Raw genomic sequence first — 26,705 nt, 5'->3', positions numbered from 1 at the left:
ACATCGCTTGCTGTGCACCGTGGGCTTTATCCCTATCTACGTCCCAAGGCAATCGACATGACCGATATCCAGAACAAGAACTACATCATTGCCCTCGATCAGGGTACGACCAGCTCGCGGGCGATCATCTTCGATCGTGACGCCAATGTGGTCGGCACCGCCCAGCGCGAATTCGTCCAGCATTACCCGCAGCCCGGCTGGGTCGAACACGACCCGATGGAAATCTTTGCCACCCAGAGCGCGGTCATGGTCGAAGCGCTGGCCCAGGCTGGCCTGCACCATGATCAGGTTGCCGCCATCGGCATCACTAACCAGCGTGAAACCACGGTGGTCTGGGACAAAACCACCGGCCGCCCGATCTACAATGCCATCGTCTGGCAGTGCCGGCGCAGCACCGAAATCTGCCAGCAGCTCAAGCGCGACGGCCATGAGCAGTACATCAGCGACACCACCGGCCTGGTGACCGACCCGTACTTTTCCGGCACCAAGCTCAAGTGGATCCTGGACAACGTCGAAGGCAGCCGCGAGCGTGCACGCAACGGCGAATTGCTGTTCGGTACCGTCGATAGCTGGTTGATCTGGAAATTTACCGGCGGCAAGGTGCATGTCACCGACTACACCAACGCTTCGCGCACCCTGCTGTTCAATATCCATTCACTGGAGTGGGATGCGAAGATGCTGGACATCCTCGACATTCCCCGGGAAATGTTGCCGGAAGTGAAGTCTTCGTCGGAAATCTATGGCCGCACCAAGAGTGGCATCGCCATTGGCGGCATCGCCGGAGACCAGCAGGCCGCTCTTTTCGGCCAGATGTGCGTAGAGCCTGGACAGGCGAAAAACACCTATGGCACAGGTTGTTTCCTGTTGATGAACACCGGCGACAAAGCCGTCAAATCCAGCCACGGCATGCTGACCACCATCGCCTGCGGTCCACGTGGCGAAGTGGCCTACGCCCTGGAAGGCGCGGTGTTCAATGGCGGTTCCACCGTGCAGTGGTTGCGCGATGAACTGAAGATCATCAACGACGCCCTCGATACCGAATACTTCGCCAACAAGGTCAAGGACAGCAACGGCGTTTACCTCGTGCCGGCCTTTACCGGGCTGGGGGCGCCCTATTGGGACCCCTATGCCCGCGGCGCGCTGTTCGGCCTGACCCGTGGCGTACGGGTCGATCACATCATTCGCGCGACACTGGAGTCGATCGCCTACCAGACCCGCGATGTGCTCGACGCCATGCAACAGGATGCAGGCGAACGTCTCAAGGCCTTGCGCGTTGACGGCGGCGCGGTGGCGAATAATTTCCTGATGCAATTCCAGGCCGACATCCTGGGTACTCAGGTCGAACGCCCGAAAATGCGCGAAACCACTGCCCTGGGCGCCGCCTACCTGGCCGGCCTGGCCTGCGGGTTCTGGGGCAGCCTGGAAGAGTTGCGCGGCAAAGCGATGATCGAGCGCGAATTCGAACCGCAACTGGACGAGCAGGCGAAGGAAGCACTCTACGCTGGCTGGAAAAAAGCGGTGAGCCGCACCCGTGACTGGGAGCCTCACGAAGACGCTGAGTGAGTCGCTGAGGGTCTGAAACTGGCCGGGAGTGGATTCCTGCGGCATCATGGGCAAATTTTGTATGGCAGCCCAAAGGACGCCCCATGAATCTGCCTCCCCGTCAGCAGCAAATCCTCGAACTCGTCCGCGAGCGCGGCTATGTCAGCATCGAGGAAATGGCGCAATTATTCGTCGTCACTCCGCAAACCATCCGCCGCGACATCAACCAATTGGCGGAGGCGAACCTGCTGCGCCGCTACCACGGTGGCGCCGCCTACGACTCAAGCGTCGAAAACACCGCCTACGCCATGCGCGCCGATCAGATGCGCGATGAGAAACAACGCATCGCCGAAGCCATTGCCGCCCAGATTCCCGACCACGCCTCGTTGTTCATCAACATCGGCACCACCACCGAGTCCATCGCCCGGGCACTGCTCAACCACAACCATCTCAAAGTCATTACCAACAACCTTCACGTGGCGTCGACCCTGAGCGCGAAGGACGATTTCGAAGTCCTGATCGCTGGCGGCAACGTACGGCGCGATGGCGGCGTCGTGGGCCAGGCCAGCGTCGACTTCATTAACCAATTCAAAGTGGATTTCGCCCTGGTGGGCATTAGCGGTATCGACGAAGACGGCAGCCTGCTGGATTTCGACTATCAGGAAGTGCGGGTTTCCCAGGCGATCATCGCCAACGCCCGGCAAGTGATCCTGGCGGCAGACTCCAGTAAATTCGGACGCAACGCCATGGTCCGTCTGGGCCCAATCAGCCTGATCGATTGCCTGGTGACCGACCAGCAACCGGTACCGGCCCTGGCGCAACTGTTGACCCAGCACAAGATTCGGCTGGAAGTGGTCTGACGCTCTCCCGGTCCCCTGTGGCGAGGGATTCTGTAATCCAGGGCTGCTGCGCAGCCCAGCGGGGATAAATCCCCTCGCCACAAAAGTACATCACGCCGCTCCCCCGCCTCTTCCCACGTTCGAAAATTTTCCTTTCAGTTTCCTTTGATCAGTATTTTCAATCGAAGTCGACTGGTCGCTGCCTCTTTTATGAGCTAGTATTTTCGCAAATGAACATAAATGTTCGAATTCAAATATTGCGAAAAGAACCGAGGCCAGCCGATGCCCACTTCCACCTTGCCTACGCCCCCTCTCGCCGAGATCTACGACATCGCCGTCATTGGCGGTGGCATCAATGGCGTGGGGATAGCCGCGGACGCTGCCGGTCGCGGCCTTTCGGTGTTCCTTTGTGAAAAGGACGACCTGGCCAGCCACACCTCTTCGGCCAGTAGCAAGCTGATCCACGGTGGCCTGCGCTACCTTGAACACTACGAATTCCGCCTGGTACGCGAAGCTTTGGCCGAGCGTGAGGTGTTGCTGACCAAGGCCCCGCACATCGTCAAGCAGATGCGCTTCGTACTGCCCCATCGTCCGCATCTGCGTCCGGCCTGGATGATCCGTGCCGGCCTGTTCCTCTACGATCACCTGGGCAAGCGCGAGCAGCTTGCCGGCTCGAAAAGCCTGAAATTCGGCGCCGACAGTGCGCTGAAAAGCGAGATCACCAAAGGCTTCGAATACTCCGATTGCTGGGTCGACGACGCGCGACTGGTGGTGCTCAACGCCATGGCAGCCCGGGAAAAAGGCGCCCATATCCACACCCGCACCCGTTGCGTGAATGCCCGCCGCAGCAAAGGCCTGTGGCACCTGCACCTGGAACGCGCCGACGGCAGCCTGTTTTCGATCCGCGCCAAGGCACTGGTGAACGCCGCCGGCCCGTGGGTTGCGAAGTTCATCCGCGACGATCTGAAGATGGAATCGCCCTACGGCATCCGCCTGATCCAGGGCAGCCACATCATCGTGCCAAGACTCTATGAAGGCGAACACGCGCATATTCTTCAAAACGAAGACCAGCGCATTGTGTTCACCATCCCTTATCTGAACCAGTTCACCCTGATCGGCACCACCGACCGTGAATACACCGGCGACCCGGCCAAAGTCGCGATCACCGACGGTGAAACCGATTACCTGCTGAAGGTGGTCAACGCTCACTTCAAGAAACAGATCAGCCGCGACGACATCCTGCACAGCTATTCCGGTGTCCGCCCGTTGTGCAACGACGAATCGGACAATCCGTCGGCGGTCACCCGGGATTACACACTGGCACTGTCCGCCGGCGGCGAAGAAGCTCCATTGCTGTCGGTATTTGGCGGCAAGCTGACCACCTACCGCAAACTGGCCGAATCGGCCATGGCGCAACTGGCGCCGTACTTTACCCAGATGCGCCCGAGCTGGACGGCTGTAGATCCGCTTCCCGGCGGCGAAAACATGACCACCCCGCAGGCGCTGTGCTCGGCGATCCGCGACAAGTTCGACTGGGTACCTACCGACCTCGCCCGCCGCTGGGCCACGACTTATGGCAGCCGCACCTGGCGCATGCTTGAAGGCGTGCATGGCCTGACCGACCTGGGCGAACACATCGGTGGCGGCCTTTACACCCGGGAAGTCGACTACTTGTGCAGCGACGAATGGGCCGTCAGCGCCCAGGACATCTTGTGGCGCCGCAGCAAACTGGGCTTGTTCACCACGCCGGCCGAGCAGGAAAAACTGCAGCAATACCTGGACAAGGTCGAGCACAATCGCCGCAAGATCGAAGCGGCCTGATCGTCAACCTGATCAACCAAAGCCCCTGGATCCATGGACCAGGGGCTTTTTACTGCCTCCCCCACAAGAGTCGACATGACGTTTTGTGTATTCGGTTTTCCGAACGCGACCCTACAGTCGATTCGGCAAACCGGATAAACAAGTTATACAAAATCCGAAACGAAACATTAATTCCCTTTAAAAACAAAGTGTTGAGCATACTGAACTGGCCTGGCACGAGTCATGCTCTACACTCGTGGAGACGTTTGCCCGGGCGCCAGCACAACAGGAGCTACCGGGCATTCCAAGTACTCAGGGCCGACGAACCGGCCGGAATAAAAAAAACAATGTCGAGGAAACATCGATGCGTATCGTTCCCCATCTCCTGGGCGCAGCCATTGCTGCCGCTCTGATCAGCACCCCAGCTTTTGCTGCCGAACTGACCGGCACGCTGAAAAAGATCAAAGAGTCCGGTGTCATCACACTCGGGCATCGCGACGCTTCCATTCCGTTTTCCTACATCGCGGACGCTTCCGGTAAACCGGTCGGCTATTCGCACGACATCCAGCTGAAAGTCGTCGAGGCCCTGAAAAAAGACCTGGACATGCCGAACCTGCAGGTCAAGTACAACCTGGTCACCTCGCAAACCCGTATCCCGCTGGTGCAGAACGGCACCGTGGACCTGGAGTGCGGCTCCACCACCAACAACGTGGAACGCCAGCAACAAGTTGATTTCTCCGTCGGCATCTTCGAGATCGGCACCCGCCTGCTCTCCAAGAAAGACTCCAAGTACAAGGACTTCGACGATCTGAAAGGCAAGAACGTCGTGACCACCGCCGGCACCACGTCCGAGCGCCTGCTCAAGGCGATGAACGCCGACAAGCAGATGGGCATGAACGTCATTTCCGCCAAAGACCACGGCGAATCCTTCCAGATGCTGGAATCGGGCCGTGCCGTCGCGTTCATGATGGACGACGCTCTGCTGGCCGGCGAAGCCGCCAAGGCCAAGAAGGCCGATGACTGGGCTGTTACCGGTACGCCTCAGTCGTACGAAATCTACGGCTGCATGATGCGCAAAGGCGATGCGCCGTTCAAAAAAGCCGTGGATGACGCCATCGTGGCGACCTACAAATCGGGCGAGATCAACAAGATCTACGAAAAATGGTTCATGCAGCCCATTCCACCTAAAAACCTGAACCTGAACTTCCCGATGAGCGACGAGCTCAAGGCACTGATCGCCAATCCGACCGACAAAGCGGCCGACGACAAGAAGTCCTGATTTCTGACTAACCTTATCTCCTGAAGGGGCCTGGCCCTTTCAGGGGGTTTGTCACTCCCTGCTGGCAACTTTAGGAAACACTCGAACCGGTGGTTGTCGAGCCGAACGCGTGTGCCTGGCCGTCATGGCTGGACGGGAACGGAGCTTCCCCAGGCGGGCATTTGTACATCGAACGATCTGAGGGGAGACCCTGATGAATTACAACTGGGACTGGGGCGTGTTCTTCAAGTCCACCGGCGTGGGCAGCGAGATTTATCTCGACTGGTACGTAGCCGGCCTGGGCTGGACCATTGCCATCGCCGTCGCCGCCTGGATCATCGCCCTGCTGCTGGGCTCGATCCTGGGCGTGATGCGCACCGTGCCGAACCGGCTGGTGTCGGGCATCGCCACCTGCTACGTAGAGCTCTTCCGTAACGTGCCACTGCTGGTTCAGCTGTTTATCTGGTACTTCCTGGTACCGGACCTGCTGCCGGAAAACCTGCAGAAGTGGTACAAACAAGACCTGAACCCGACCACCTCGGCCTACCTGAGCGTCGTCGTGTGCCTGGGCCTGTTCACCGCCGCCCGTGTCTGCGAACAAGTGCGCACCGGCATCCAGGCGCTGCCCCGCGGCCAGGAATCCGCTGCTCGTGCCATGGGCTTCAAGCTGCCGCAGATCTACTGGAATGTGCTGCTGCCCCAAGCCTATCGGATCATCATTCCGCCGCTCACGTCGGAATTCCTCAACGTCTTCAAGAACTCGTCCGTGGCCTCGCTGATCGGCCTGATGGAACTGCTCGCGCAGACCAAGCAGACCGCCGAGTTCTCCGCCAACCTGTTCGAAGCCTTCACCCTGGCGACCCTGATCTATTTCACCCTGAACATGAGCCTGATGCTGCTCATGCGCATGGTAGAGAAGAAAGTCGCGGTGCCCGGCCTGATCTCCGTGGGGGGTAAATGATGGAATTCGATTTCAGTGGCATCGTCCCGGCCATTCCCGGTTTGTGGAATGGCATGGTGATGACCCTCAAGCTGATGGCCCTGGGCGTCATCGGCGGGATCATCCTGGGGACTATCCTGGCGCTGATGCGTCTGTCCCATAACAAGCTGGTTTCCAATATCGCCGGCGCGTACGTCAACTATTTCCGCTCGATCCCACTGCTGCTGGTGATCACCTGGTTCTACCTGGCGGTGCCGTTCGTGCTGCGCTGGATCACCGGCGAAGACACCCCGATCGGTGCGTTCGGCTCCTGCGTCGTGGCGTTCATGATGTTCGAAGCGGCGTACTTCTGCGAAATCGTTCGGGCCGGCGTGCAGTCCATTCCCAAGGGCCAGATGGGCGCCGCCCAGGCACTGGGCATGAATTATGGCCAGACCATGCGCCTGATCATCCTGCCCCAAGCGTTTCGCAAGATGACGCCGCTGCTGCTGCAACAAAGCATCATCCTGTTCCAGGACACCTCGCTGGTCTACACCGTCGGCCTGGTGGATTTCCTCAATGCTTCGCGGGCCAGTGGCGACATCATCGGCCGCTCCAATGAGTTCCTGATCATCGCAGGTCTCGTGTACTTCACAATCAGCTTTGCCGCCTCGCTGCTGGTCAAGCGTCTGCAAAAAAGGTTCGCCGTATGATCTCTATCAAGAACATCAACAAGTGGTATGGGGACTTCCAGGTACTGACCAATTGCAGCACCGAGGTCAGCAAGGGTGAAGTGGTGGTGGTGTGCGGTCCGTCGGGTTCGGGCAAGTCCACGCTGATCAAATGCGTGAACGCCCTGGAGCCGTTCCAGAAAGGCGACATCGTGGTGGACGGCACCTCCATTGCCGACCCGAAGACCAACCTGCCGCAACTGCGTTCGCGGGTGGGCATGGTTTTCCAGCATTTCGAACTGTTCCCGCACCTGACCATCACCGAAAACCTGACCATCGCGCAGATCAAGGTGTTGGGCCGCAGCAAGGAAGAGGCCACCAAGAAAGGCCTGCAACTGCTGGATCGGGTCGGCCTCGCGGCCCACGCCCACAAGCATCCGGGCCAGCTCTCTGGCGGCCAGCAGCAGCGCGTGGCGATTGCCCGCGCATTGGCGATGGACCCGGTGGTGATGCTGTTCGACGAACCGACCTCGGCCCTCGACCCGGAAATGGTCAATGAAGTGCTCGACGTGATGGTGCAACTGGCCCACGAGGGCATGACCATGATGTGCGTGACCCACGAGATGGGCTTCGCCCGCAAAGTGGCGAACCGGGTGATCTTCATGGACCAGGGTCAGATCATCGAGGACTGCAAGAAGGAAGAGTTCTTCGGCGACATCAGCGCCCGCTCCGAACGTGCGCAGCATTTCCTTGAGAAAATCCTGCAGCACTAAACAACACCACTCCCCTGTGGGAGCGGGCTTGCTCGCGAATAGGACAGCACATTCACCCTCGATGTGACTGACACACCGCCTTCGCGAGCAAGCCCGCTCCCACAAGGGGCCGGAGTTGCTCTGTAGATTTGTGTTGTGGTTGACCCAAGGCAACTGTGATGAAATGCGACCCCACCCTCTATCGCGCCGCGCCGCCATCACTTGCCGTGAAACCCCGCCTGATCCGCCACCTGTTCCTGCCACCGCTGATTCTCGCCTTGACGATCGGCCTGGGTTACCTCGGCTTCTGGATCAGCGAGCACTACGGCATCCGTGGTCTTGCCGAAAACGGCGAGCGCCAGTTGGAGCTGCATGCCCGCGCGGTCGAGAGCGAAATCAGCAAGTACACGTACCTGCCCAGCCTGCTGGAGCTGGAGTCCAGCGTCTCGGCCCTGCTCGACGATCCGACGCCCGAACACCGCAAGACCGTCAACGAATACCTCGAAGGCCTCAACCGGCGCAGCCGCAGCCGGGCCATTTATGTGATGGACACCACCGGCCGGGTCATGGCCACCAGCAACTGGCGTGACGTCGACAGTTACCTGGGTGAAGACCTGTCGTTCCGCGCCTATTTCCAGAACGCCGTGCGCGGCCAGCCAGGGCGCTTCTATGGCATCGGCAGCACCAACGGCGAACCCGGCTATTACCTGGCCCATGGCCTGGAGCAACAGGGCAAGATCATTGGCGTGGCCGTGGTCAAGGTGCGCCTCGAAGCCATGGAGGAGCGCTGGCAGCGGGCGCGCCTGGAAGCCTTCGTCAGCGACGAAAACGGCGTCATCATCCTTTCCAGCGACCCGGCACGACGGCTCAAGTCCGTACGGCCGCTAAGCGATGAAACCAAGGAGCGCCTGGCCCGCAGCCTGCAATATTACTGGTTCCCGCTGAACGAGCTGGTGCCTCTGGCTCGGGAGCGGCTGGCCGAGGGCATGGAGAAACTGACCTTCCCCGCCAACACCGAAGTGGCGGCCGACAAGCAGGCCATCCGTTACCTGTCGCAAACCCGGCCCTTGAGCGATACACCCTGGAACTTCACCCTGCTCACCCCACTTGAAGACCTGCGTCGGCAAGCCATCAACCAGGGCATTCTGGTGGCCGTGGCGTTCGCCCTGGTGGCGTTCCTGCTGATTGCCTGGAACGAGCGGCGCAAGGTCATCGCCACTCGCCTCGCCGCTCGCGAAGCCCTGCAGGAAGCCAACAACCAGCTCGAGCGTCGGATTACCGAACGCACCAGCGACCTGCGGGCCAGCAACGAGCGGCTCAAGGGCCAGATCCGCGAACGCCGGCAGGCCGAGGAAACCTTGCGCCGCGCCCAGGACGAACTGGTCCAGGCCGGAAAACTGGCAGCCATCGGCCAGATGTCCACCAGCATCGCCCACGAGCTGAATCAGCCGCTGGCGGCTCTGCGCACTCTGTCCGGCAATACCGTGCGCTTTCTGGAACGCGGCCAACTGGACATTGCCAACGCCAACCTCAAGACCATCAATGAACTGATCGACCGCATGGGCCGGATCACCGCCAGCCTGCGCTCCTTCGCCCGACGCGGCGACGACCAGGGCCGGGCCAGTCTCGGCAAGGCTGTCGAGGCTGCTTTGCAGCTGTTGGGGGGGCGCCTTGAAAGCCTGTCTGTCCAGGTGCACAGCCGTTTCGATGACGTGCAGGTGCAAATCGACCAGACGCGCCTGGAACAGATCCTGGTGAACCTGTTCGGCAATGCCCTGGACGCCATGCAAACCCGGACCGAACCACGGTTGTGGCTCGAGGGCGAACCCCTGGAAGGCAAGTATCGCTTGCGAGTGCGGGACAACGGCCACGGCATCGATGAGCAGGCGCGCAAGCATTTGTTCGAACCATTCTTCACCACCAAACCCGGCGAACAGGGCCTCGGCCTGGGCCTGACCCTCTCGGCGAGCCTGGCCGCCGCCGCGGGCGGTTACCTGGGCGTGGAGCACCCCGAGGAAGGCGGCACCACGTTCATCCTCAGTTTGCCGTTGGTAAGCCCCTTACCTGCCGAGCCACTATGAACAATGACCTGAGCGTATTGATCGTCGAGGACGATCCCCATGTCTTGCTGGGCTGCCAGCAGGCCCTGGCCCTGGAAGACATTCCGTGCATCGGCGTAGGCAGCGCCGAAGAAGCCCTGGAGCGGGTTGGCGATGACTTTGCCGGCATCGTCATCAGCGACATCCGCCTGCCGGGCATCGATGGCCTGGAGCTGCTGACCCGTCTCAAGGCACGGGATCGCAGCCTGCCGGTGGTATTGATCACCGGCCACGGCGACATCTCCATGGCCGTGGGCGCCATGCAGAAAGGCGCCTACGACTTCATGGAAAAACCCTTTTCCCCCGAGCGCCTGGTGGACGTCGCCCGCCGTGCCCTGGAGCAACGCGGCCTGGCCCGGGAGGTTTCCTCGCTGCGCCGGCAACTGGCCGAACGCGACTCCCTGGAAGGCCGGATCATTGGCCGCTCTCCCGCCATGCAGCACCTTCGGGAGTTGATTGCCAACGTCGCCGACACCTCCGCCAACGTGTTGATCGAAGGCGAAACCGGCACGGGCAAAGAACTGGTCGCCCGCTGTCTGCACGACTTCAGCCGGCGCCATAACAAACAATTCGTTGCGCTGAACTGTGGCGGCTTGCCGGAAAACCTGTTCGAAAGCGAGATTTTCGGCCACGAGGCCAACGCTTTCACCGGCGCCGGCAAGCGCCGCATCGGCAAGATCGAGCACGCCGATGGCGGCACGCTGTTTCTCGACGAAGTGGAAAGCATGCCCCTGCCCTTGCAGATCAAATTATTGCGGGTGTTACAGGAACGCACCCTCGAACGCCTGGGTTCGAACCAGAGCGTGGCCGTGGATTGCCGGGTGATCGCGGCTACCAAATCCGACCTGGATGAACTGGGCCGGGCGGGACAGTTTCGCAGCGACCTGTATTACCGCCTCAACGTGGTGACCCTGGAACTGCCGCCCCTGCGCGAGCGCCGCGAAGACATCCTGCAATTGTTCGAGCACTTTCTCCAGCAATCCTCCCTGCGCTTCGACCGCACGGCACCGACACTGGACAACCAGACCCTGTCCAACCTGATGAGCCACGACTGGCCGGGCAACGTGCGGGAACTGCGCAACGTCGCCGAACGCTTCGCCCTGGGCCTGCCGGCCTTCAAGAAACCGGGCGCCAGCAGCGGCGGCCAAGGGCTGACGTTCGCCGAAGCAGTGGAAGCCTTCGAGCGCAACCTGCTCGCCGACGCCCTGCAACGCAGCGTTGGCAACCTGACCCAGGCCAGCCAGGAACTGGGCATGGCCAAGACCACATTGTTCGACAAAGTCAAAAAATATGGCCTGAGCCATTAACCGGAGGCGATGAACCTGTGGACCTGATTTTCAAGGCGGCGCTCGGGGCGGCCGTGGTGGTGATCCTGGCGATGCTCGCCAAGACCCGGAATTATTACATCGCCGGGCTGGTACCGCTGTTCCCGACCTTTGCCCTCATCGCCCATTACATCGTCGGCAAAGGCCGTTCGGTGGACGATCTGAAGGCCACCATCGTCTTTGGCATGTGGTCGATCATTCCGTATTTCGTGTACCTGGCGACGTTGTATGTGATGGTCGAGCGCATGCGACTGGAGGCGTCGTTGGCGGTGGCGGCAGTGGCGTGGTTGATGGCGGCGACGGTGCTGGTGAGCGTCTGGGTGAGGGTTCACGCCTGAGGTGAAAACCTTGTGGGAGCGGGCTTGCTCGCGAAGGCGGTGTGTCAGTCGACATTCACTTGGCTGACACGCCGCATTCGCGAGCAAGCCCGCTCCCACAGGTCTGGCGGTGATCAGACAACGGAGAACACCGCAACATCGTTGGGAGCGAGCCTGCTCGTGATGGCGTCGGGTCAGTAGCCGACGGTGAACCGGGTCCGTGAGAACCGTGGCGTTTCCACTTCATCGATCAGCGCAATGGCGTAATCGGCAAAGCTGATCCAACTGCGTCCCGCGTCGTCGAACAGCAAGTGATCCTTGCCGACACGGAAGCGGCCGGTGCGTTCGGTTTCGACAAATTCCGCCGACGGCGACAGGAAGGTCCAGTCCAGCTCCGGCTCCTTGCGCAGGACATCCAGGAACAACGCACCCGCCGTGGCTTCGGCGAGGTATTCCTCGGGGAAGCCGTCGCTGTCGATCACCCGGCTATTGTCCGGCAGCAACAACGAGCCGGCCCCGCCCACCACCAGCAAGCGCTTGACCCCGGCAGCCTTCACCGGAGCGATGATCTTGTCGGCCGGCACGGTGGAGAAATGCGCGGCGCTGATCACAACGTCGTGCCCGGTGATCGCCTCGATCAACGCTTCGCTGTCCAACACGTCCAGCTGCTTGCTGACCACCCCGATCCGGTCGCCGACTTTGGCGGTATTGCGAGCAATGGCCGTCACGCTGTGGCCGCGGCGCAGGGCTTCTTCCAACAGCTGGCTGCCGGCACGCCCGGTGGCGCCGATGATTGCGATTTTGCTCATGGTGTTCTCCTGTGATCATCAGTGTCTGAAAGCTTGCTTTTGTGGCGAGGGGATTCAGCTGGAAATCGGGCCTCACCACCTCATCTCACCCTTGGCGACCTTGGCACTGAGTTCCAGCGAGCTGTCTTCACCCAGGTTCGGGAAGCGTTGCTTCATGGCGGCGATCAAGGTGGCGGAATCCTTGGCACGGACGGTTTCTTCATCGAAGGCCTGGATGTAGGCAGCAGTGGATTTGACCGACGCCAGGGAGCGGTCGCTCTCGCCCAGGTAATGGCCTGGAATCACCGTACGCGGTTGCAGCCTCTCGATAGCCGCCAGGGTCGCCAGCCAATCCTGATGGGACTTCGGTGTCTGGGTGTCGGCCATCCACACGTGGATGTTCTCGGCCACCACCACGCCGCCCACAACAGCCTTGATCGATGGAATCCATACAAAACTGCGGTCCGGTTGCGGGCCGTCAAGACCGATGATCTGCAAGCGCTTGCCCTCCAGCGTCAGGCTGTCGCCCTTGAGCACGTCGGGCACGATGGCTTTGGCCGGCGCGTCGGTCTTCAAGACCGATCCCCAATATTTAAGCTTGCCGTCGACGGTGTGCTTGATGTGCTCGACGGTCGGTGCCGAGGCCAGGACCTTGGCCTCGGGAAACGCCGCGGTCAGGGTTTGCAGGCCAAAGTAGTAATCCGGATCGCCATGGCTGATGTAGATCGTGGTCAGGCGCTTGCCACTGGCGCGGATCTTTTCCACCACCTGATCGGCCTGGGATCTGCCGAACTGCGCGTCCACCAGGATCGCTTCCTTCTCGCCACTGACCAGCACCGAACTCACCGGGAACACCGCCGCCGCGCCAGGGTTATAGACGTCGAGGGTCAGCTCAGCCGCCCAGGTGTGCGCGGCGAAAGCCAGTGAGGCCGTCGCCAGCAGCAGGCGCTTGAAAGGGGTCAATCCGCTCATGGTGTGCTCCGTTGTGCAAAAGTCCGAATGCGATAGAGCTTAGTTACCTGATTGATTCCAAAAAATGCGATGCTCCGACATAGTTTGTTTCTGAAAGCGGGCAAATCATGGATCGTCTCCAAGCAATGCGGGTGTTCGTCACGGTGGTGGACCTGGGCAGCCAATCGGCGGCGGCCGAGCATCTGGACCTGTCCAGGCCGGTGGTGTCGCGCTACCTGGCGGAGTTGGAAGACTGGGTCGGCGCCCGGTTGATGCACCGCACTACGCGCAAGCTGAGCCTGACGGCCGCCGGTATGGAGATCCTGCCGCGTTGTCGACAGATGCTGGAGTTGTCCGGCGACATGCAAGCGGCGGTCAGCACGCGGGACGACGCACCACGGGGCATGCTGCGCATCAGTTCCAGCATTTCGTTCGGCCAGGCCCAACTGACGGCCGCCATCGCCGAATACGTCAAGCGTTACCCTGGCGTGACCATCGACCTGCAAATGCTCGATCGCACCGTGAACCTGGTAGACGAACGCATCGACCTGGCGATCCGCATGAGCAACGACCTGGACCCCAACCTGATCGCCCGCCGCCTCTCGGTCTGCCGTTCGGTAATCTGCGCATCGCCCGCCTACTTGCGTGACCATCCAACACCGCAGCAGGTGGAAGACCTGAGCCGGCATAACTGCCTGACCCACTCCTACGTCGGCAAGAACGTCTGGCATTTCGAGCAGGATGGCGAACAGGTTTCGGTGCCGGTGCAGGGCAACATCAGCGCCAACGAGGCCAGTACCCTTTTGCAGGCGACCATCGCCGGCGCTGGCGTGGCGATGCTACCCAGCTATCAGGCCGGCACCCACATCAGGAGCGGCGAGCTGATCCGGCTGTTGCCCCATGCCGAACCCAGGCGGATGAACATGTATGCAGTTTACGCCTCGCGCAAGCACATGCCGGCGGCGCTGCGCAGCCTGGTGGATTTCCTCGTGGTGAAATTTCCCGAAACGCCAGCGTGGGATATCGGGTTGTAAACCCATACCCTTCGTGGGAGCGAGCCTGCTCGCGATAGCGGAGTGTCAGGCACATCAAGGCCAACTGATCCACCGCTATCGCGAGCAAGCTCGCTCCCACAATGGGATTGTGCAAGTCCTCGAATACTGCGCCGGGATTTCACCAAAAGCCCGCCCCAAGGCATACTTGCCACCCTCCGTATCCCAGAATTCCGAAACCGCCCCATGCGTATCCACGTCAGCTTCATCGACCGCGTCGGTATCACCCAGGAAGTCCTGGCGTTGCTGGGGGGACGCAATCTCAATCTGGATGCGGTGGAGATGGTGCCGCCCAACGTCTACATCGACGCCCCGACCCTGAGCCCGCAAGTGCTGGATGAATTGCGCGAGGCGTTGTTCAGCGTGCGCGGCGTGCAAGCGGTCACCGTGGTGGACATTCTGCCGGGCCAGCGTCGGCATCTGCAGCTCGACGCCTTGCTGGCCGCCATGACCGACCCGGTGCTGGCGCTGGACAGTGCTGGCAACGTACTGCTCGCCAACCCGGCGCTGATCGCCCTGTACGGTCGTGAACCGACCGGTGAAAGCGTGGCCGGGCTGTTCGGCGACGACGCGCTGTTGAGCACCCTGTTGGAAAACGGTTTCCGCCTGCCGCTGCGGGAAGTCACCCTCAATGGCCAGACGTTGCTGCTGGACGCCACCCCCATCACCGATGCGGGTGCGTTGCTGACGCTCTATCAGCCCAACCGCATCGGCGAACGCCTGTCGGCGCTGCACCACGACCATGCCGAAGGGTTTGACGCGCTGCTGGGCGAATCCCCGGCGATCCGTACCCTCAAGGCCCGGGCCCAGCGGGTGGCGGCCCTCGACGCACCACTGTTGATCCAGGGCGAAACCGGTACCGGCAAGGAGCTGGTGGCTCGCGCTTGCCACGCCATCAGTGCTCGCCACGGCGCTCCGTTCCTGGCCCTGAACTGTGCCGCGCTGCCGGAAAACCTGGCCGAAAGCGAGCTGTTCGGCTATGCCCCCGGCGCTTTCACCGGGGCCCAACGGGGCGGCAAACCGGGGCTGATGGAACTGGCGAACCAGGGCACGGTGTTTCTGGATGAAATTGGCGAAATGTCGCCGTATCTGCAGGCCAAGTTGCTGCGGTTCCTGAACGACGGCAGTTTCCGTCGGGTCGGCGGCGACCGGGAAATCAAGGTCAACGTGCGGATCCTCAGCGCCACCCACCGCAACCTGGAGAAAATGGTCAGCGAAGGCTCCTTCCGCGAAGACCTGTTCTACCGCCTGAACGTGCTCAACGTCGAAGTCCCGCCGTTGCGTGAGCGCGGCCAGGACATCCTGTTGCTGGCGCGGTACTTCATGCAGCAGGCCTGTGCGCAGATCCAGCGCCCGGTCTGTCGCCTGGCCCCGGGCACCTACCCCGCGTTGCTGGGCAACCACTGGCCGGGCAACGTACGGCAATTGCAGAACGTGATCTTCCGCGCCGCAGCCATTTGCGAGAGCAGCCTGGTGGACATTGGCGACCTGGACATCGCCGGCACTGCCGTGGCTCGCCAGAGCGATGTGGAAGTCGAAAGCCTGGAACAGGCCGTGGAAGCCTTCGAGAAACAGCTGCTGGAAAGTCTCTACATCAACTACCCCTCCACCCGCCAGCTCGCCAGCCGACTGCAAACCTCCCACACCGCGATTGCCCACCGGTTGCGCAAGTATGGGATTCCCAACAAACCGTAAGCCCTGCGCAGTCCCCAGGGTTGTGCTGGGCTATAGAAACGCTTCAAAAACGACCTCCACCTGTACTGAAAGCGCTACAGCGTAACGATATCGCTACACACCATTCCAGACTGCGCCGGATAAGGCTTTGATCCCGCGATGGTTTTTTCCAGCCTCCTCTCTGTAGCGAATTCGCTACAGAGCACTTCGAACCAGCCCTTCATGACGTCAATAATTCATTGGTATTCAGTCACTTATCGATATTGGCCGCATTCTTGCTATGGATATAACCATTCGGCCGGGCCAAGCCCCGCGCCTTTCATCGCGTCCACCAGACGAGTCTGGCCCCAGGAGTTCCCATGAGCGAGTTGCGTTTCACTGAAGATCACGAATGGCTGCGTGCCGAAGCCGATGGCAGCGTTACCGTCGGCATTACCGCATTTGCACAGAACGCCTTGGGCGATGTGGTCTATGTTCAGTTACCGGAACTGCAAACCTACGCCAAGGGTGACGAAGCCTCTACCGTGGAATCGGTTAAAGCCGCCAGCGGTGTCTACATGCCACTGGATGGGGAAGTGATCGAAACCAACCCGGCCCTGGAGAGCAATCCCGAGCTGGTCAACGAAGATCCGTTGGGCGAAGGCTGGTTTTTCCGCTTCAAGCCCGCCGACGCCGCCGAAGTTGGCCAATTGCTGGATCAGGACGCCTACGACCGCCTGATCAAAGCCAACGCCGAAGCCTGAGGAGCGCCAAATGACCGTTAATCTGGGCACCGCCAACGAATTCATCGCCCGCCACATCGGCCCCCGTGCCAGCGACGAGCAGGCCATGCTCGAACGCCTGGGCTACGACTCTCTGGAAGCCTTGAGCGCCAGCGTCATCCCGGAAAGCATCAAGGGCACCAGCGTGCTGGACATGGGCGACGGCCAGAGCGAAGCCGATGCACTGGCCTCGATCAAGGCCATCGCCAGCAAAAACCAGCTGTTCAAGACCTACATCGGCCAGGGCTACTACAACTGCCATACCCCTGCTCCGATCCTGCGCAACCTGCTGGAAAACCCGGCCTGGTACACCGCCTACACCCCGTACCAGCCGGAAATCTCCCAGGGCCGTCTCGAAGCACTGCTGAACTTCCAGACCCTGATCAGCGACCTCACCGGCCTGCCGATCGCCAACGCCTCGCTGCTGGACGAAGCCACCGCCGCCGCAGAGGCCATGACCTTCTGTAAGCGCCTGAGCAAGAACAAGGGCAGCAATGCCTTCTTCGCTTCCCGTCACTGCCACCCGCAGACCCTCGACGTGCTGCGCACCCGTGCCGAGCCTCTGGGCATCGACGTGGTGGTGGGCGACGAGCGCGAACTGAGTGATGTCAGCGCCTTCTTCGGCGCGCTGTTGCAATACCCCGCCAGCAACGGTGACCTGTTCGACTACCGCGAGCTGACCGACCGCTTCCACGCCGCCAACGCCTTGGTGGCGGTCGCGGCCGACCTGCTGGCTCTGACCTTGCTGACCGCGCCAGGTGAATTCGGTGCCGACGTGGCCATCGGCAGCGCCCAGCGCTTTGGCGTGCCGCTGGGCTTCGGCGGCCCGCACGCGGCCTATTTCTCCACCAAGGACGCTTTCAAGCGCGATATGCCGGGCCGTCTGGTAGGCGTTTCCCTGGACCGCTTCGGCAAGCCGGCCCTGCGCCTTGCAATGCAGACCCGCGAGCAACACATCCGACGCGAGAAAGCCACGAGCAACATCTGCACCGCCCAAGTCCTGCTGGCCAACATCGCCAGCATGTACGCTGTTTATCACGGGCCCCAGGGCCTCGTGCAAATCGCCAACCGCATTCATCACCTGACCGCGATCCTCGCCAAGGGCCTGGGCGCGTTGGGCTTGAACGTCGAGCAAGACAGTTTCTTCGACACCCTGACCCTGCACACCGGCGCGCAAACCGCTGCCCTCCACGACAAGGCCCGCGCCCAGCGCATCAACCTGCGCGTGGTGGACGCTGAACGCCTGGGCCTGTCCCTGGACGAAACCACCGTCCAGGCCGACGTCGAAACCCTGTGGGCACTGTTGGCCGACGGCAAGCCCCTGCCGGACTTCGCCGCGCTCGCCGCCAGTGTGCAGACGCGCATTCCGGCCGCGCTGCAGCGCCAGTCGGCGATCCTCAGCCATCCGGTGTTCAACCGCTACCATTCCGAAACCGAGCTGATGCGCTACCTGCGCAAGCTCGCCGACAAGGACCTGGCCCTGGATCGCACCATGATCCCGCTGGGCTCCTGCACCATGAAGCTCAACGCCGCCAGCGAAATGATCCCGGTGACCTGGGCCGAGTTCGGCGCGCTGCACCCGTTCGCGCCCGCCGAGCAGAGCGCCGGCTACCAGCAATTGACCACTGAGCTTGAGGCCATGCTCTGCGCCGCCACCGGCTACGACGCGGTGTCGCTGCAACCCAACGCCGGTTCCCAGGGCGAATACGCCGGCCTGCTGGCGATCCGTGCCTACCACCAGAGCCGTGGCGAAGACCGTCGCGACATCTGCCTGATCCCGTCCTCGGCCCACGGCACCAACCCGGCCACCGCCAACATGGCCGGCATGCGTGTCGTCGTGACCGCCTGCGATGCCCGTGGCAACGTTGACATCGAAGACCTGCGGGCCAAGGCCATCGAGCACCGCGAACACCTCGCCGCGCTGATGATCACCTACCCGTCCACCCACGGCGTGTTCGAAGAAGGCATCCGCGAAATCTGCGGCATCATTCATGACAACGGCGGCCAGGTGTACATCGACGGCGCCAACATGAACGCCATGGTCGGCCTCTGCGCCCCGGGCAAGTTCGGCGGCGACGTGTCGCACCTGAACCTGCACAAGACCTTCTGCATTCCTCACGGCGGTGGCGGCCCGGGCGTCGGCCCGATTGGCGTCAAGTCGCACCTGGCGCCGTTCCTGCCCGGCCACGCCAACATGGAGCGCAAGGAAGGCGCGGTCTGCGCGGCGCCGTTCGGCAGCGCGAGCATCCTGCCGATCACCTGGATGTATATCCGCATGATGGGTGGCGCGGGCCTCAAGCGGGCTTCGCAGTTGGCAATCCTCAACGCCAACTACATCGCCCGTCGCCTGGAAGAGCATTACCCAGTGCTCTACACCGGCAGCAACGGCCTGGTGGCGCACGAGTGCATCCTTGACCTGCGCCCGCTCAAGGACAGCAGTGGCATCAGTGTCGATGACGTTGCCAAGCGTCTGATCGACTTCGGTTTCCACGCCCCGACCATGTCGTTCCCGGTGGCCGGTACGCTGATGATCGAACCGACCGAAAGCGAGTCCAAGGAAGAACTGGATCGCTTCTGCGACGCGATGATCTGCATCCGTGAAGAAATCCGCGCAGTGGAAAACGGCAGCCTGGACAAGGACGACAACCCGTTGAAAAACGCCCCGCACACCGCGGCGGAGCTCGTCGGCGACTGGACCCACCCCTACAGCCGCGAACAGGCTGTATACCCGGTGGCGTCGTTGATCGAAGGCAAGTACTGGCCGCCAGTGGGCCGGGTCGACAACGTGTTCGGTGACCGCAACCTGGTCTGCGCCTGCCCGTCGATCGAAAGCTATGCTTAAAAAGCAGTAACGAGCTCAAGCTACAAGCTGCAAGTAAGAGCCGCTCGGCTTTTACTTGTCGCTTGCAGCTTGCAGCTTGCAGCTGCTCCCCCTAGGAGCCCCTATGTCATTAAGCGTGTTCGACCTGTTCAAGATCGGTATCGGCCCTTCCAGCTCCCACACGGTCGGCCCGATGCGTGCCGCCGCCCGTTTCGTCGAAGGGCTGCGCCGTGATGAATTGCTCGAAACCATCACCAGCGTCAAGGTGGAGTTGTATGGCTCCCTCGGCGCCACCGGCAAGGGCCACGGCAGTGACAAGGCCGTGCTGCTGGGCCTGGAAGGTGAACACCCGGATACCGTCGACACCGAGACCGTGACCGCCCGCCTGCAGGACATTCGCAGCAATGGTCGCTTGAACCTGCTGGGCCAACACCCTATTGAATTCAATGAAAAACTGCACCTGGCGATGATTCGCAAGCCTCTGGCTTATCATCCCAATGGCATGATCTTCCGCGCTTTCGATGCCGCCGGCCTGCAAGTGCGCAGCCGCGAGTATTACTCGGTAGGCGGCGGTTTCGTCGTTGATGAAGACGCCGCCGGTGCCGACCGTATCGTCGAAGACGCCACGCCCCTGACCTTCCCGTTCAAGAGCGCCAAGGATCTGCTGGGCCATTGCAGCACCTATGGCTTGTCCATCAGCCAGGTCATGCTGACCAATGAAAGCGCCTGGCGCCCCGAAGCCGAAACCCGCGCCGGCCTGCTGAAGATCTGGCAAGTCATGCAGGATTGCGTAGCGGCCGGGTGCCGCAACGAAGGCATCCTGCCGGGCGGGCTGAAGGTCAAGCGACGGGCGGCAGCGCTGCATCGCCAGTTGTGCAAGAACCCGGAAGCCTCGTTGCGCGATCCGCTGTCGGTGCTGGACTGGGTCAACCTTTACGCCCTGGCCGTCAACGAAGAAAACGCCTTTGGCGGACGCGTGGTCACCGCCCCGACCAATGGCGCGGCGGGGATCATCCCGGCCGTGTTGCACTACTACATGCGCTTCATCCCCGGGGCCAACGAGGATGGCGTGGTGCGGTTCCTGCTGACCGCCGCGGCCATCGGCATCCTGTACAAGGAAAACGCCTCGATCTCCGGCGCCGAAGTCGGCTGTCAGGGTGAAGTCGGCGTGGCCTGCTCGATGGCGGCCGGTGCCCTGTGCGAAGTGTTGGGCGGTACCGTGCAGCAAGTGGAGAACGCCGCCGAAATCGGCATGGAACACAATCTCGGCCTGACCTGCGACCCCATCGGCGGCCTGGTCCAGGTGCCCTGCATCGAGCGCAACGCCATGGGCTCGGTGAAAGCCATCAACGCGGTACGCATGGCCATGCGTGGCGACGGGCATCACTTCGTCTCCCTCGACAAAGTCATCCGCACCATGCGCCAGACCGGCGCCGACATGAAAAGCAAATACAAGGAGACCGCCCGCGGCGGTCTGGCCGTCAACATCATCGAATGCTGATGCGCCTCTCTTCATTTTCTCAGGAGTCGATATGTCCACCGAACCACTGTTGAAGACCCCGCTGCACGCACTGCACCTCGAACTCGGTGCCCGCATGGTGCCGTTCGCCGGCTACGACATGCCCGTGCAGTACCCACTGGGCGTGATGAAGGAACACCAGCACACCCGTGACCAGGCCGGGCTGTTCGACGTGTCCCACATGGGCCAGATCCGCCTCACTGGCGCAGGCGCTGCGCAAGCCCTGGAAACCCTGGTGCCGGTGGACATCATTGATCTGCCGGTGGGCATGCAGCGTTACGCCATGTTCACCAACGAGAACGGCGGCATCCTCGACGACCTTATGGTCGCCAACCTGGGTAACGACGAGTTGTTCCTGGTGGTCAACGCGGCGTGCAAGGAGCAGGACCTGGCCCACTTGCGTGCCCACATCGGTGACCGGTGCAGCATCGAGCCGTTGTTCGAAGCCCGTGCCCTGCTCGCCCTGCAAGGACCTGCGGCCGTCACGGTACTGGCGCGCCTGGCGCCGGAAGTGACGAAGATGACTTTCATGCAATTCCAGCGCGTCACGTTGCTGGGCGTGGACTGCTTTGTCAGCCGTTCGGGCTACACCGGCGAGGACGGTTTTGAAATCTCCGTGCCTGCCACCGAATCGGAGAAACTCGCTCGCGCCCTGCTGGCCGAGCCGGAAGTGGCCGCCATCGGCCTCGGCGCCCGTGACTCCCTGCGCCTGGAAGCTGGCCTGTGCCTCTACGGCCACGACATGAACACCGAGACGACACCGGTCGAAGCCAGCCTGCTCTGGGCTGTTTCCAAGGTCCGGCGTGCCGATGGCGCTCGCGCCGGAGGCTTTCCGGGCGCGCAAACCGTGTTCGCCCAGCAGCAGAACGGCGTGAACCGCAAACGCGTCGGCCTGCTGCCCCAGGAACGCACACCGGTGCGCGAAGGGGCCGAGGTCGTCAACGAAGCGGGCGAGAATATCGGAACGGTATGCAGTGGCGGTTTCGGCCCGACTCTGGGCGGCCCGTTGGCAATGGGGTACCTGGACATCGCTTATACCGCACTGGACACGCCAGTCTGGGCCATGGTCCGTGGGAAAAAGGTGCCTATGCTTGTAAGCAAAATGCCATTTGTGCCACAGCGCTACTATCGTGGCTGATTGACTGTTTCTATAAGTAACGCGGTTGCGTTGTGCATGCACTAATGTGTAACGCAACCGCCATAAAAAGGTGCATTTATTCCTGAATGAACGGGTTTTATAACACGATAAACAATTGAACCAGCCTATCGATTAAGCCCAGGCCAGCGAAACGATTAAATGGCGGCAAGCTCAGGAAATACGGGCCTCTCAGAGGGGGTTGTTTTTTCATTGGTAGTTGGCGTAGAGTTTGGTCACTGTGTTTGCATGGGTCGCTTGGAATCGTGACCTGGGCAGTAGCTTATGAAGTTCGCTACATCCCGTTCGACGTCTCTTACTTTCCTGCAACCCAGCCCCAGTACTCTTTCATGTGAAAGAGGCTGTCATCAATTTTAGCGTCAAAGGAAATAAGAAAATGGCTGAGCGTCAGAACGGTACCGTCAAGTGGTTCAACGACGAAAAAGGTTTTGGTTTTATCACTCCTGAAAGCGGTCCGGATCTGTTCGTGCATTTCCGCGCCATTAAGGGCAACGGCTTCAAAAGCCTGAAAGAAGGCCAGAAAGTCAGTTTCGTCGCCGTGCAAGGCCAGAAAGGCATGCAGGCTGACGAAGTAGAAGCCGAAAGCTAAGTCTTTCGCAAACCAAAAAGCCCCTGATTGATATCAGGGGCTTTTTTATGGCCGTAAATCCGTAGAATGGCTTCTTTTTTCGTTCGAGGCCGTCATGGCGAAACACCTGCTCACCCCTCAGGGCGACTTCCCCCCCGTCGGTCTCGGCCGTCGCCTGGCCGCGATGTTCTACGACTTCCTGCTGTGCACTGCACTGCTGATCGTCACCAGCGGCATCTACAAGATGATCCAGATGAGCATCATCGGCGAAGAAAAAATGCGCGCCCTCACCGAAGCCGGTGCGCTGGATGGCGACCCGTTGCTGTCCACCGTGCTGCTGTTCGTGCTGTTTGGCTTCTTTGCCAAGTTCTGGACCCATAACGGCCAGACCCTGGGCATGCAGGTGTGGGGCGTTCGCGTACAGAACGCCGACGGCACCGCCATCAGCCTGTGGCAGGCCCTGTTGCGGTTCGTGGTGTCGATTGCATCGTGGTTGCTGCTGGGGCTGGGCTTTCTCTGGTCGCTATACGACAAGCGCAAGCGCAGCTGGCATGACATCTACTCGGAAACGCAGTTAGTGCGGATTCCCAAAGGGAAGAAATAAGCTTCAAGCTAAAGCAGGATCCGCTTGTAGCTTGAAGCTTGAAGCTTGAAGCTACCGTCAGGCATTGCCCGCCAGCTTCATCCGCGCCGCCTGGGTAAAGTCCAGCATGCGCTTGAGTGGGCGAATGGCCTGGGGAATCAACGCCGGATCGACGAAGATCTCGTTGGCGCCTTCCTGCAGGCTCTTGAGGGTACGTTCCAGGGTATTCATCGCCATCCACGGACAATGGGCGCAACTGCGGCAGGCCGCGCCATTACCGGCGGTAGGGGCCTCGATGAAGACCTTGTCCGGGCACAACTGCTGCATTTTGTAGAAGATGCCCCGGTCGGTCGCGACGATCAGCGTCTTGTTCGGCAGGCTTTGGGCGGCGGCAATCAACTGACTGGTGGACCCCACGGCGTCCGCCAACTCGATGACCGAGGACGGCGACTCCGGGTGCACCAGGATCGCGGCGTCCGGGTACAACGCCTTCATGTCCTCCAACTGCTTGGACTTGAATTCTTCATGGACGATGCAGGCACCGTCCCAGAGCAGCATATCGGCGCCGGTCTTGCGCTGGATGTAGGTTCCCAGGTGCTTGTCCGGGCCCCAGATGATCGTCTCGCCGTTGTCCATCAGGCTCTCGACGATTTCCAGCGCGCAGCTGGAGGTCACGACCCAGTCAGCCCGGGCCTTGACCGCCGCCGACGTGTTGGCATAGACCACCACGGTGCGCTCCGGGTGCTGGTCGCAGAACGCCGAGAATTCGTCTACCGGGCAGCCCAGGTCCAGGGAGCAGGTCGCCTCCAGTGTCGGCATCAGTACACGTTTTTCCGGGTTGAGGATCTTGGCAGTCTCGCCCATGAACCGGACCCCGGCCACCACCACGGTCTTGGCCGGATGAGCGTTGCCGAAGCGGGCCATTTCCAGGGAGTCGGACACGCAGCCCCCAGTCTCCTCGGCCAGGGCCTGGATGATCGGGTCACAGTAGAAGTGGGCAACCAGCACCGCGTCCTGAGCCTTGAGCTCGGCGGCGATGGCGGCGCGGTACCAGGCTTCTTGCTCGGCGCTCAGCGGCTTGGGCTGCTTGGCGTCGAGGTGGGCCTGGACCAGAAGGCGTTCGGAAATTTGCGTCATGTTCGCAAGACCTGCAGGCGCATTTGCGCGAAAGTCGAGTATACACCCGGCTCCGTACCACTCGGGTACCGCCGGGAAAGTGGATTCAATCAGGCACGGGACAGCATGAAGCCGGCAAGGCTACAGAATATCCCGTCGATGCAAAAGATCATTCTGATCGGCGTCCGGCCGGTGCGCTTCGACGCCCTCCAAACCTCTCGCCGTTGGCGGCCAACGGCGCCAGCAACCTGACTGAAATGTAATCACCTGCCGCGCTCGCGTATGTCATCGTACGTTCAAATCTGCACGGGAAATGCCCCTGTGTATGTGATGAATCGACGACGGACTTTATCGATGCAAACAAAAACCCTCCGGCGAACCTTCGTAAAGGGCCTGACCGCTGGCGGCATCCTGGGTGGCCTGGGTCTGTGGCGCGCGCCCGTCTGGGCGGTGACCGGCCCTGGCCAACCCCATGTATTGAGCGGCACCGAATTCGACCTGTCCATTGGCGAGAGCCCGGTCAATTTCACCGGTCATCCGCGTATCGCCCAGACCATCAATGGCGGTATCCCTGGCCCGCTGCTGCGCTGGCGCGAAGGCGACACGGTGACCCTGCGGGTACGCAACCGCTTGAAGGACACCACGTCCATCCACTGGCACGGCATCATCCTGCCGGCCAACATGGACGGCGTTCCAGGATTGAGCTTCAAGGGCATCGAACCCGACGGCATGTACGTCTATCAATTCAAGGTCCGCCAGAACGGCACTTACTGGTACCACAGCCACTCCGGTTTCCAGGAGCAATCCGGGGTCTACGGCCCCCTGGTCATCGATGCCCGGGAACCCGAGCCTTTCCAGTACGAACGGGACTACGTGGTGATGCTCACCGACTGGACCGACGAGGATCCCGCCGACGTCATCCGCAAGCTCAAGAAGCAGTCGGACTACTACAACTACAACAAACGCACCGTCGGCGATTTCATCGACGATGTGGCCAGCAAAGGCTGGGATGCCACCGTGGCCGATCGCAAGATGTGGGCCGAGATGAAGATGAATCCCACCGATCTGGCCGATGTCAGTGGCGCCACCTACACCTACCTGATGAACGGCCAGGCGCCGGACATGAACTGGACGGGCCTGTTCAAGCCCGGCGAGCGACTGCGCCTGCGCTTGATCAACGGCTCGTCGATGACGTACTTCGACCTGCGCATCCCCGGCCTGAAGATGACCGTGGTGGCCGCCGACGGCCAATACGTCCAACCGGTGAGCGTCGATGAACTGCGGATCGCCGTGGCCGAAACCTACGATGTCATCGTCGAGCCCACCGCGGAGGCCTACACCCTCTTCGCCCAGTCGATGGACCGCAGCGGATTCGCTCGTGGCACCCTCGCCGCAAGGACCGGCCTTTCGGCACCGGTGCCGGCGCTGGATCCCCGACCGCTGCTCACCATGGACGACATGGGCATGGGCGGTATGGACCATGGATCCATGTCGGGCATGTCGGGCATGGATCACAGTCAGATGCAGGGTATGGACCATAGCCAGATGCAGGGCATGGGCGACATGGCCGGCATGGATGGCATGGATGGCATGGATGGCATGGACGGTTCCATGCAAAGCATGTCCGGCATGGACCACAGTGCCATGCAAGGCATGTCCGCACCGTTGTCCCATCCCGATACAGAGCGGGATAACCCACTGGTGGACATGCAGGCCATGGGGGCCACTGCGAAGCTCGACGATCCGGGTATAGGACTGCGCAATAACGGTCGCAAGGTCCTGACGTACTCGGACCTGCACAGTACCTTCCCCGACCCGGACGGCCGCGAACCGGGCCGCACGATCGAGCTGCACCTGACCGGGCACATGGAGAAATTCGTCTGGTCGTTCAACGGCGTGAAGTTCTCCGACGCCGCGCCGCTGCTGCTCAAGTACGGCGAGCGCCTGCGCATCGTGCTGATCAACGACACCATGATGACCCACCCGATTCATCTGCACGGTATGTGGAGCGATCTGGAAGACGAGAATGGCCAGTTCATGGTGCGCAAACACACCATCGATATGCCCCCGGGCTCCCGGCGCAGCTACCGCGTCACCGCCGACGCCCTCGGGCGCTGGGCGTATCACTGCCATCTGCTCTTTCATATGGAGATGGGGATGTTCCGTGAAGTTCGGGTGCAGGAATAAGGAGCCG

22 protein-coding genes are annotated in these 26,705 nt (G+C 61.4%); 19 read left to right on the top strand and 3 right to left on the bottom strand.

Annotation, left to right across the window (positions count from 1 at the left end; genetic code table 11):
• Positions 1-57 precede the first annotated feature (57 nt).
• The 10 genes from glpK to EGM97_RS04545 all read left to right on the top strand — a co-directional run bounded on the left by glpK (position 58) and on the right by EGM97_RS04545 (position 11,543).
• Positions 58-1,563: a glycerol kinase GlpK gene (gene glpK / locus EGM97_RS04590; protein ID WP_238961108.1), complete on the top strand. Its 1,506-nt coding sequence runs from the start codon at positions 58-60 to the stop codon at positions 1,561-1,563.
• Between the two features lie 83 nt (positions 1,564-1,646).
• On the top strand, positions 1,647-2,402 hold the full coding sequence (locus EGM97_RS04585) for a DeoR/GlpR family transcriptional regulator (RefSeq protein WP_238961107.1): 756 nt from the start codon (positions 1,647-1,649) through the stop codon (positions 2,400-2,402).
• Positions 2,403-2,663: 261 nt separating this feature from the next.
• The gene (gene glpD / locus EGM97_RS04580) at positions 2,664-4,202 is read left to right on the top strand and encodes a glycerol-3-phosphate dehydrogenase (protein WP_238961176.1); all 1,539 of its coding nucleotides are present in this window, start codon (positions 2,664-2,666) and stop codon (positions 4,200-4,202) included.
• A 343-nt stretch (positions 4,203-4,545) separates the two neighbouring features.
• Entirely contained in the window at positions 4,546-5,460 is a 915-nt protein-coding gene (locus EGM97_RS04575; RefSeq protein WP_238961106.1) for a glutamate/aspartate ABC transporter substrate-binding protein, read from the top strand.
• Between the two features lie 193 nt (positions 5,461-5,653).
• Positions 5,654-6,400: an amino acid ABC transporter permease gene (locus EGM97_RS04570; protein WP_238961105.1), complete on the top strand. Its 747-nt coding sequence runs from the start codon at positions 5,654-5,656 to the stop codon at positions 6,398-6,400.
• On the top strand, positions 6,400-7,071 hold the full coding sequence (locus EGM97_RS04565) for an amino acid ABC transporter permease (protein WP_238961175.1): 672 nt from the start codon (positions 6,400-6,402) through the stop codon (positions 7,069-7,071). Before EGM97_RS04570 ends, EGM97_RS04565 begins: the two co-directional genes overlap by 1 nt.
• Positions 7,068-7,802, top strand: coding sequence for an amino acid ABC transporter ATP-binding protein (locus EGM97_RS04560; RefSeq protein WP_053147048.1), 735 nt, complete (start codon positions 7,068-7,070; stop codon positions 7,800-7,802). The genes EGM97_RS04565 and EGM97_RS04560 overlap by 4 nt, the downstream gene beginning before the upstream one ends.
• 158 nt (positions 7,803-7,960) lie before the next feature.
• On the top strand, positions 7,961-9,862 hold the full coding sequence (aauS, locus tag EGM97_RS04555) for a two-component sensor histidine kinase AauS (protein ID WP_238961104.1): 1,902 nt from the start codon (positions 7,961-7,963) through the stop codon (positions 9,860-9,862).
• Entirely contained in the window at positions 9,859-11,187 is a 1,329-nt protein-coding gene (gene aauR, locus EGM97_RS04550; protein WP_275300514.1) for a two-component response regulator AauR, read from the top strand. The genes aauS and aauR overlap by 4 nt, the downstream gene beginning before the upstream one ends.
• A gap of 26 nt (positions 11,188-11,213) precedes the next feature.
• Positions 11,214-11,543 carry a GlpM family protein gene (locus EGM97_RS04545; RefSeq protein WP_238961173.1) on the top strand — a complete coding sequence of 110 codons (330 nt, stop codon included), beginning with the start codon at positions 11,214-11,216 and terminating at the stop codon, positions 11,541-11,543.
• A 173-nt stretch (positions 11,544-11,716) separates the two neighbouring features.
• On the opposite strand, the gene EGM97_RS04540 is transcribed toward EGM97_RS04545, so the two are convergent.
• Both EGM97_RS04540 and EGM97_RS04535 read right to left on the bottom strand, forming a co-directional pair.
• Entirely contained in the window at positions 11,717-12,331 is a 615-nt protein-coding gene (locus EGM97_RS04540; protein WP_238961103.1) for an NAD(P)-dependent oxidoreductase, read from the bottom strand.
• A gap of 72 nt (positions 12,332-12,403) precedes the next feature.
• A complete protein-coding gene (locus EGM97_RS04535) occupies positions 12,404-13,282 on the bottom strand; it encodes an MBL fold metallo-hydrolase (RefSeq protein ID WP_238961102.1) in 879 nt (292 codons plus the stop codon).
• Positions 13,283-13,389: 107 nt separating this feature from the next.
• Here EGM97_RS04535 and EGM97_RS04530 point away from each other — a divergent pair, with 107 nt between their 5' ends.
• The 8 genes from EGM97_RS04530 to EGM97_RS04495 all read left to right on the top strand — a co-directional run bounded on the left by EGM97_RS04530 (position 13,390) and on the right by EGM97_RS04495 (position 23,416).
• The gene (locus EGM97_RS04530; protein ID WP_238961101.1) at positions 13,390-14,295 is read left to right on the top strand and encodes a LysR family transcriptional regulator; all 906 of its coding nucleotides are present in this window, start codon (positions 13,390-13,392) and stop codon (positions 14,293-14,295) included.
• A 204-nt stretch (positions 14,296-14,499) separates the two neighbouring features.
• Positions 14,500-16,008 carry a sigma-54-dependent transcriptional regulator gene (locus tag EGM97_RS04525; RefSeq protein ID WP_238961100.1) on the top strand — a complete coding sequence of 503 codons (1,509 nt, stop codon included), beginning with the start codon at positions 14,500-14,502 and terminating at the stop codon, positions 16,006-16,008.
• Positions 16,009-16,346: 338 nt separating this feature from the next.
• Positions 16,347-16,730 (top strand): glycine cleavage system protein GcvH, encoded by a 384-nt coding sequence (gcvH, locus tag EGM97_RS04520; protein ID WP_238961099.1) that lies wholly within the window; start codon positions 16,347-16,349, stop codon positions 16,728-16,730.
• A 10-nt stretch (positions 16,731-16,740) separates the two neighbouring features.
• Positions 16,741-19,590, top strand: coding sequence for an aminomethyl-transferring glycine dehydrogenase (gene gcvP / locus EGM97_RS04515; protein WP_238961098.1), 2,850 nt, complete (start codon positions 16,741-16,743; stop codon positions 19,588-19,590).
• Positions 19,591-19,693: 103 nt separating this feature from the next.
• Positions 19,694-21,070 carry an L-serine ammonia-lyase gene (locus EGM97_RS04510; RefSeq protein ID WP_238961097.1) on the top strand — a complete coding sequence of 459 codons (1,377 nt, stop codon included), beginning with the start codon at positions 19,694-19,696 and terminating at the stop codon, positions 21,068-21,070.
• Positions 21,071-21,101: 31 nt separating this feature from the next.
• A complete protein-coding gene (gene gcvT, locus EGM97_RS04505) occupies positions 21,102-22,226 on the top strand; it encodes a glycine cleavage system aminomethyltransferase GcvT (RefSeq protein WP_238961096.1) in 1,125 nt (374 codons plus the stop codon).
• Between the two features lie 394 nt (positions 22,227-22,620).
• Positions 22,621-22,833, top strand: a complete 213-nt coding sequence (locus EGM97_RS04500; RefSeq protein WP_238961095.1) for a cold-shock protein — start codon at positions 22,621-22,623, stop codon at positions 22,831-22,833.
• Between the two features lie 94 nt (positions 22,834-22,927).
• Positions 22,928-23,416, top strand: a complete 489-nt coding sequence (locus EGM97_RS04495) for an RDD family protein (protein ID WP_238961094.1) — start codon at positions 22,928-22,930, stop codon at positions 23,414-23,416.
• 57 nt (positions 23,417-23,473) lie between these two features.
• On the opposite strand, the gene nadA is transcribed toward EGM97_RS04495, so the two are convergent.
• Positions 23,474-24,532 (bottom strand): quinolinate synthase NadA, encoded by a 1,059-nt coding sequence (nadA, locus tag EGM97_RS04490; protein WP_238961093.1) that lies wholly within the window; start codon positions 24,530-24,532, stop codon positions 23,474-23,476.
• Positions 24,533-24,865: 333 nt separating this feature from the next.
• Here nadA and EGM97_RS04485 point away from each other — a divergent pair, with 333 nt between their 5' ends.
• The gene (locus EGM97_RS04485) at positions 24,866-26,698 is read left to right on the top strand and encodes a copper resistance system multicopper oxidase (protein WP_238961092.1); all 1,833 of its coding nucleotides are present in this window, start codon (positions 24,866-24,868) and stop codon (positions 26,696-26,698) included.
• Positions 26,699-26,705 lie beyond the last annotated feature (7 nt).

The sequence above is a fragment of the Pseudomonas sp. AF32 genome (genome assembly GCF_022342325.2).
Taxonomy (GTDB): Bacteria; Pseudomonadota; Gammaproteobacteria; order Pseudomonadales; family Pseudomonadaceae; genus Aquipseudomonas; species Aquipseudomonas uvaldensis.
The sequence above is the reverse complement of the archived record's forward strand: the minus strand, read 5'-3'. Positions and strand labels throughout refer to the sequence as shown.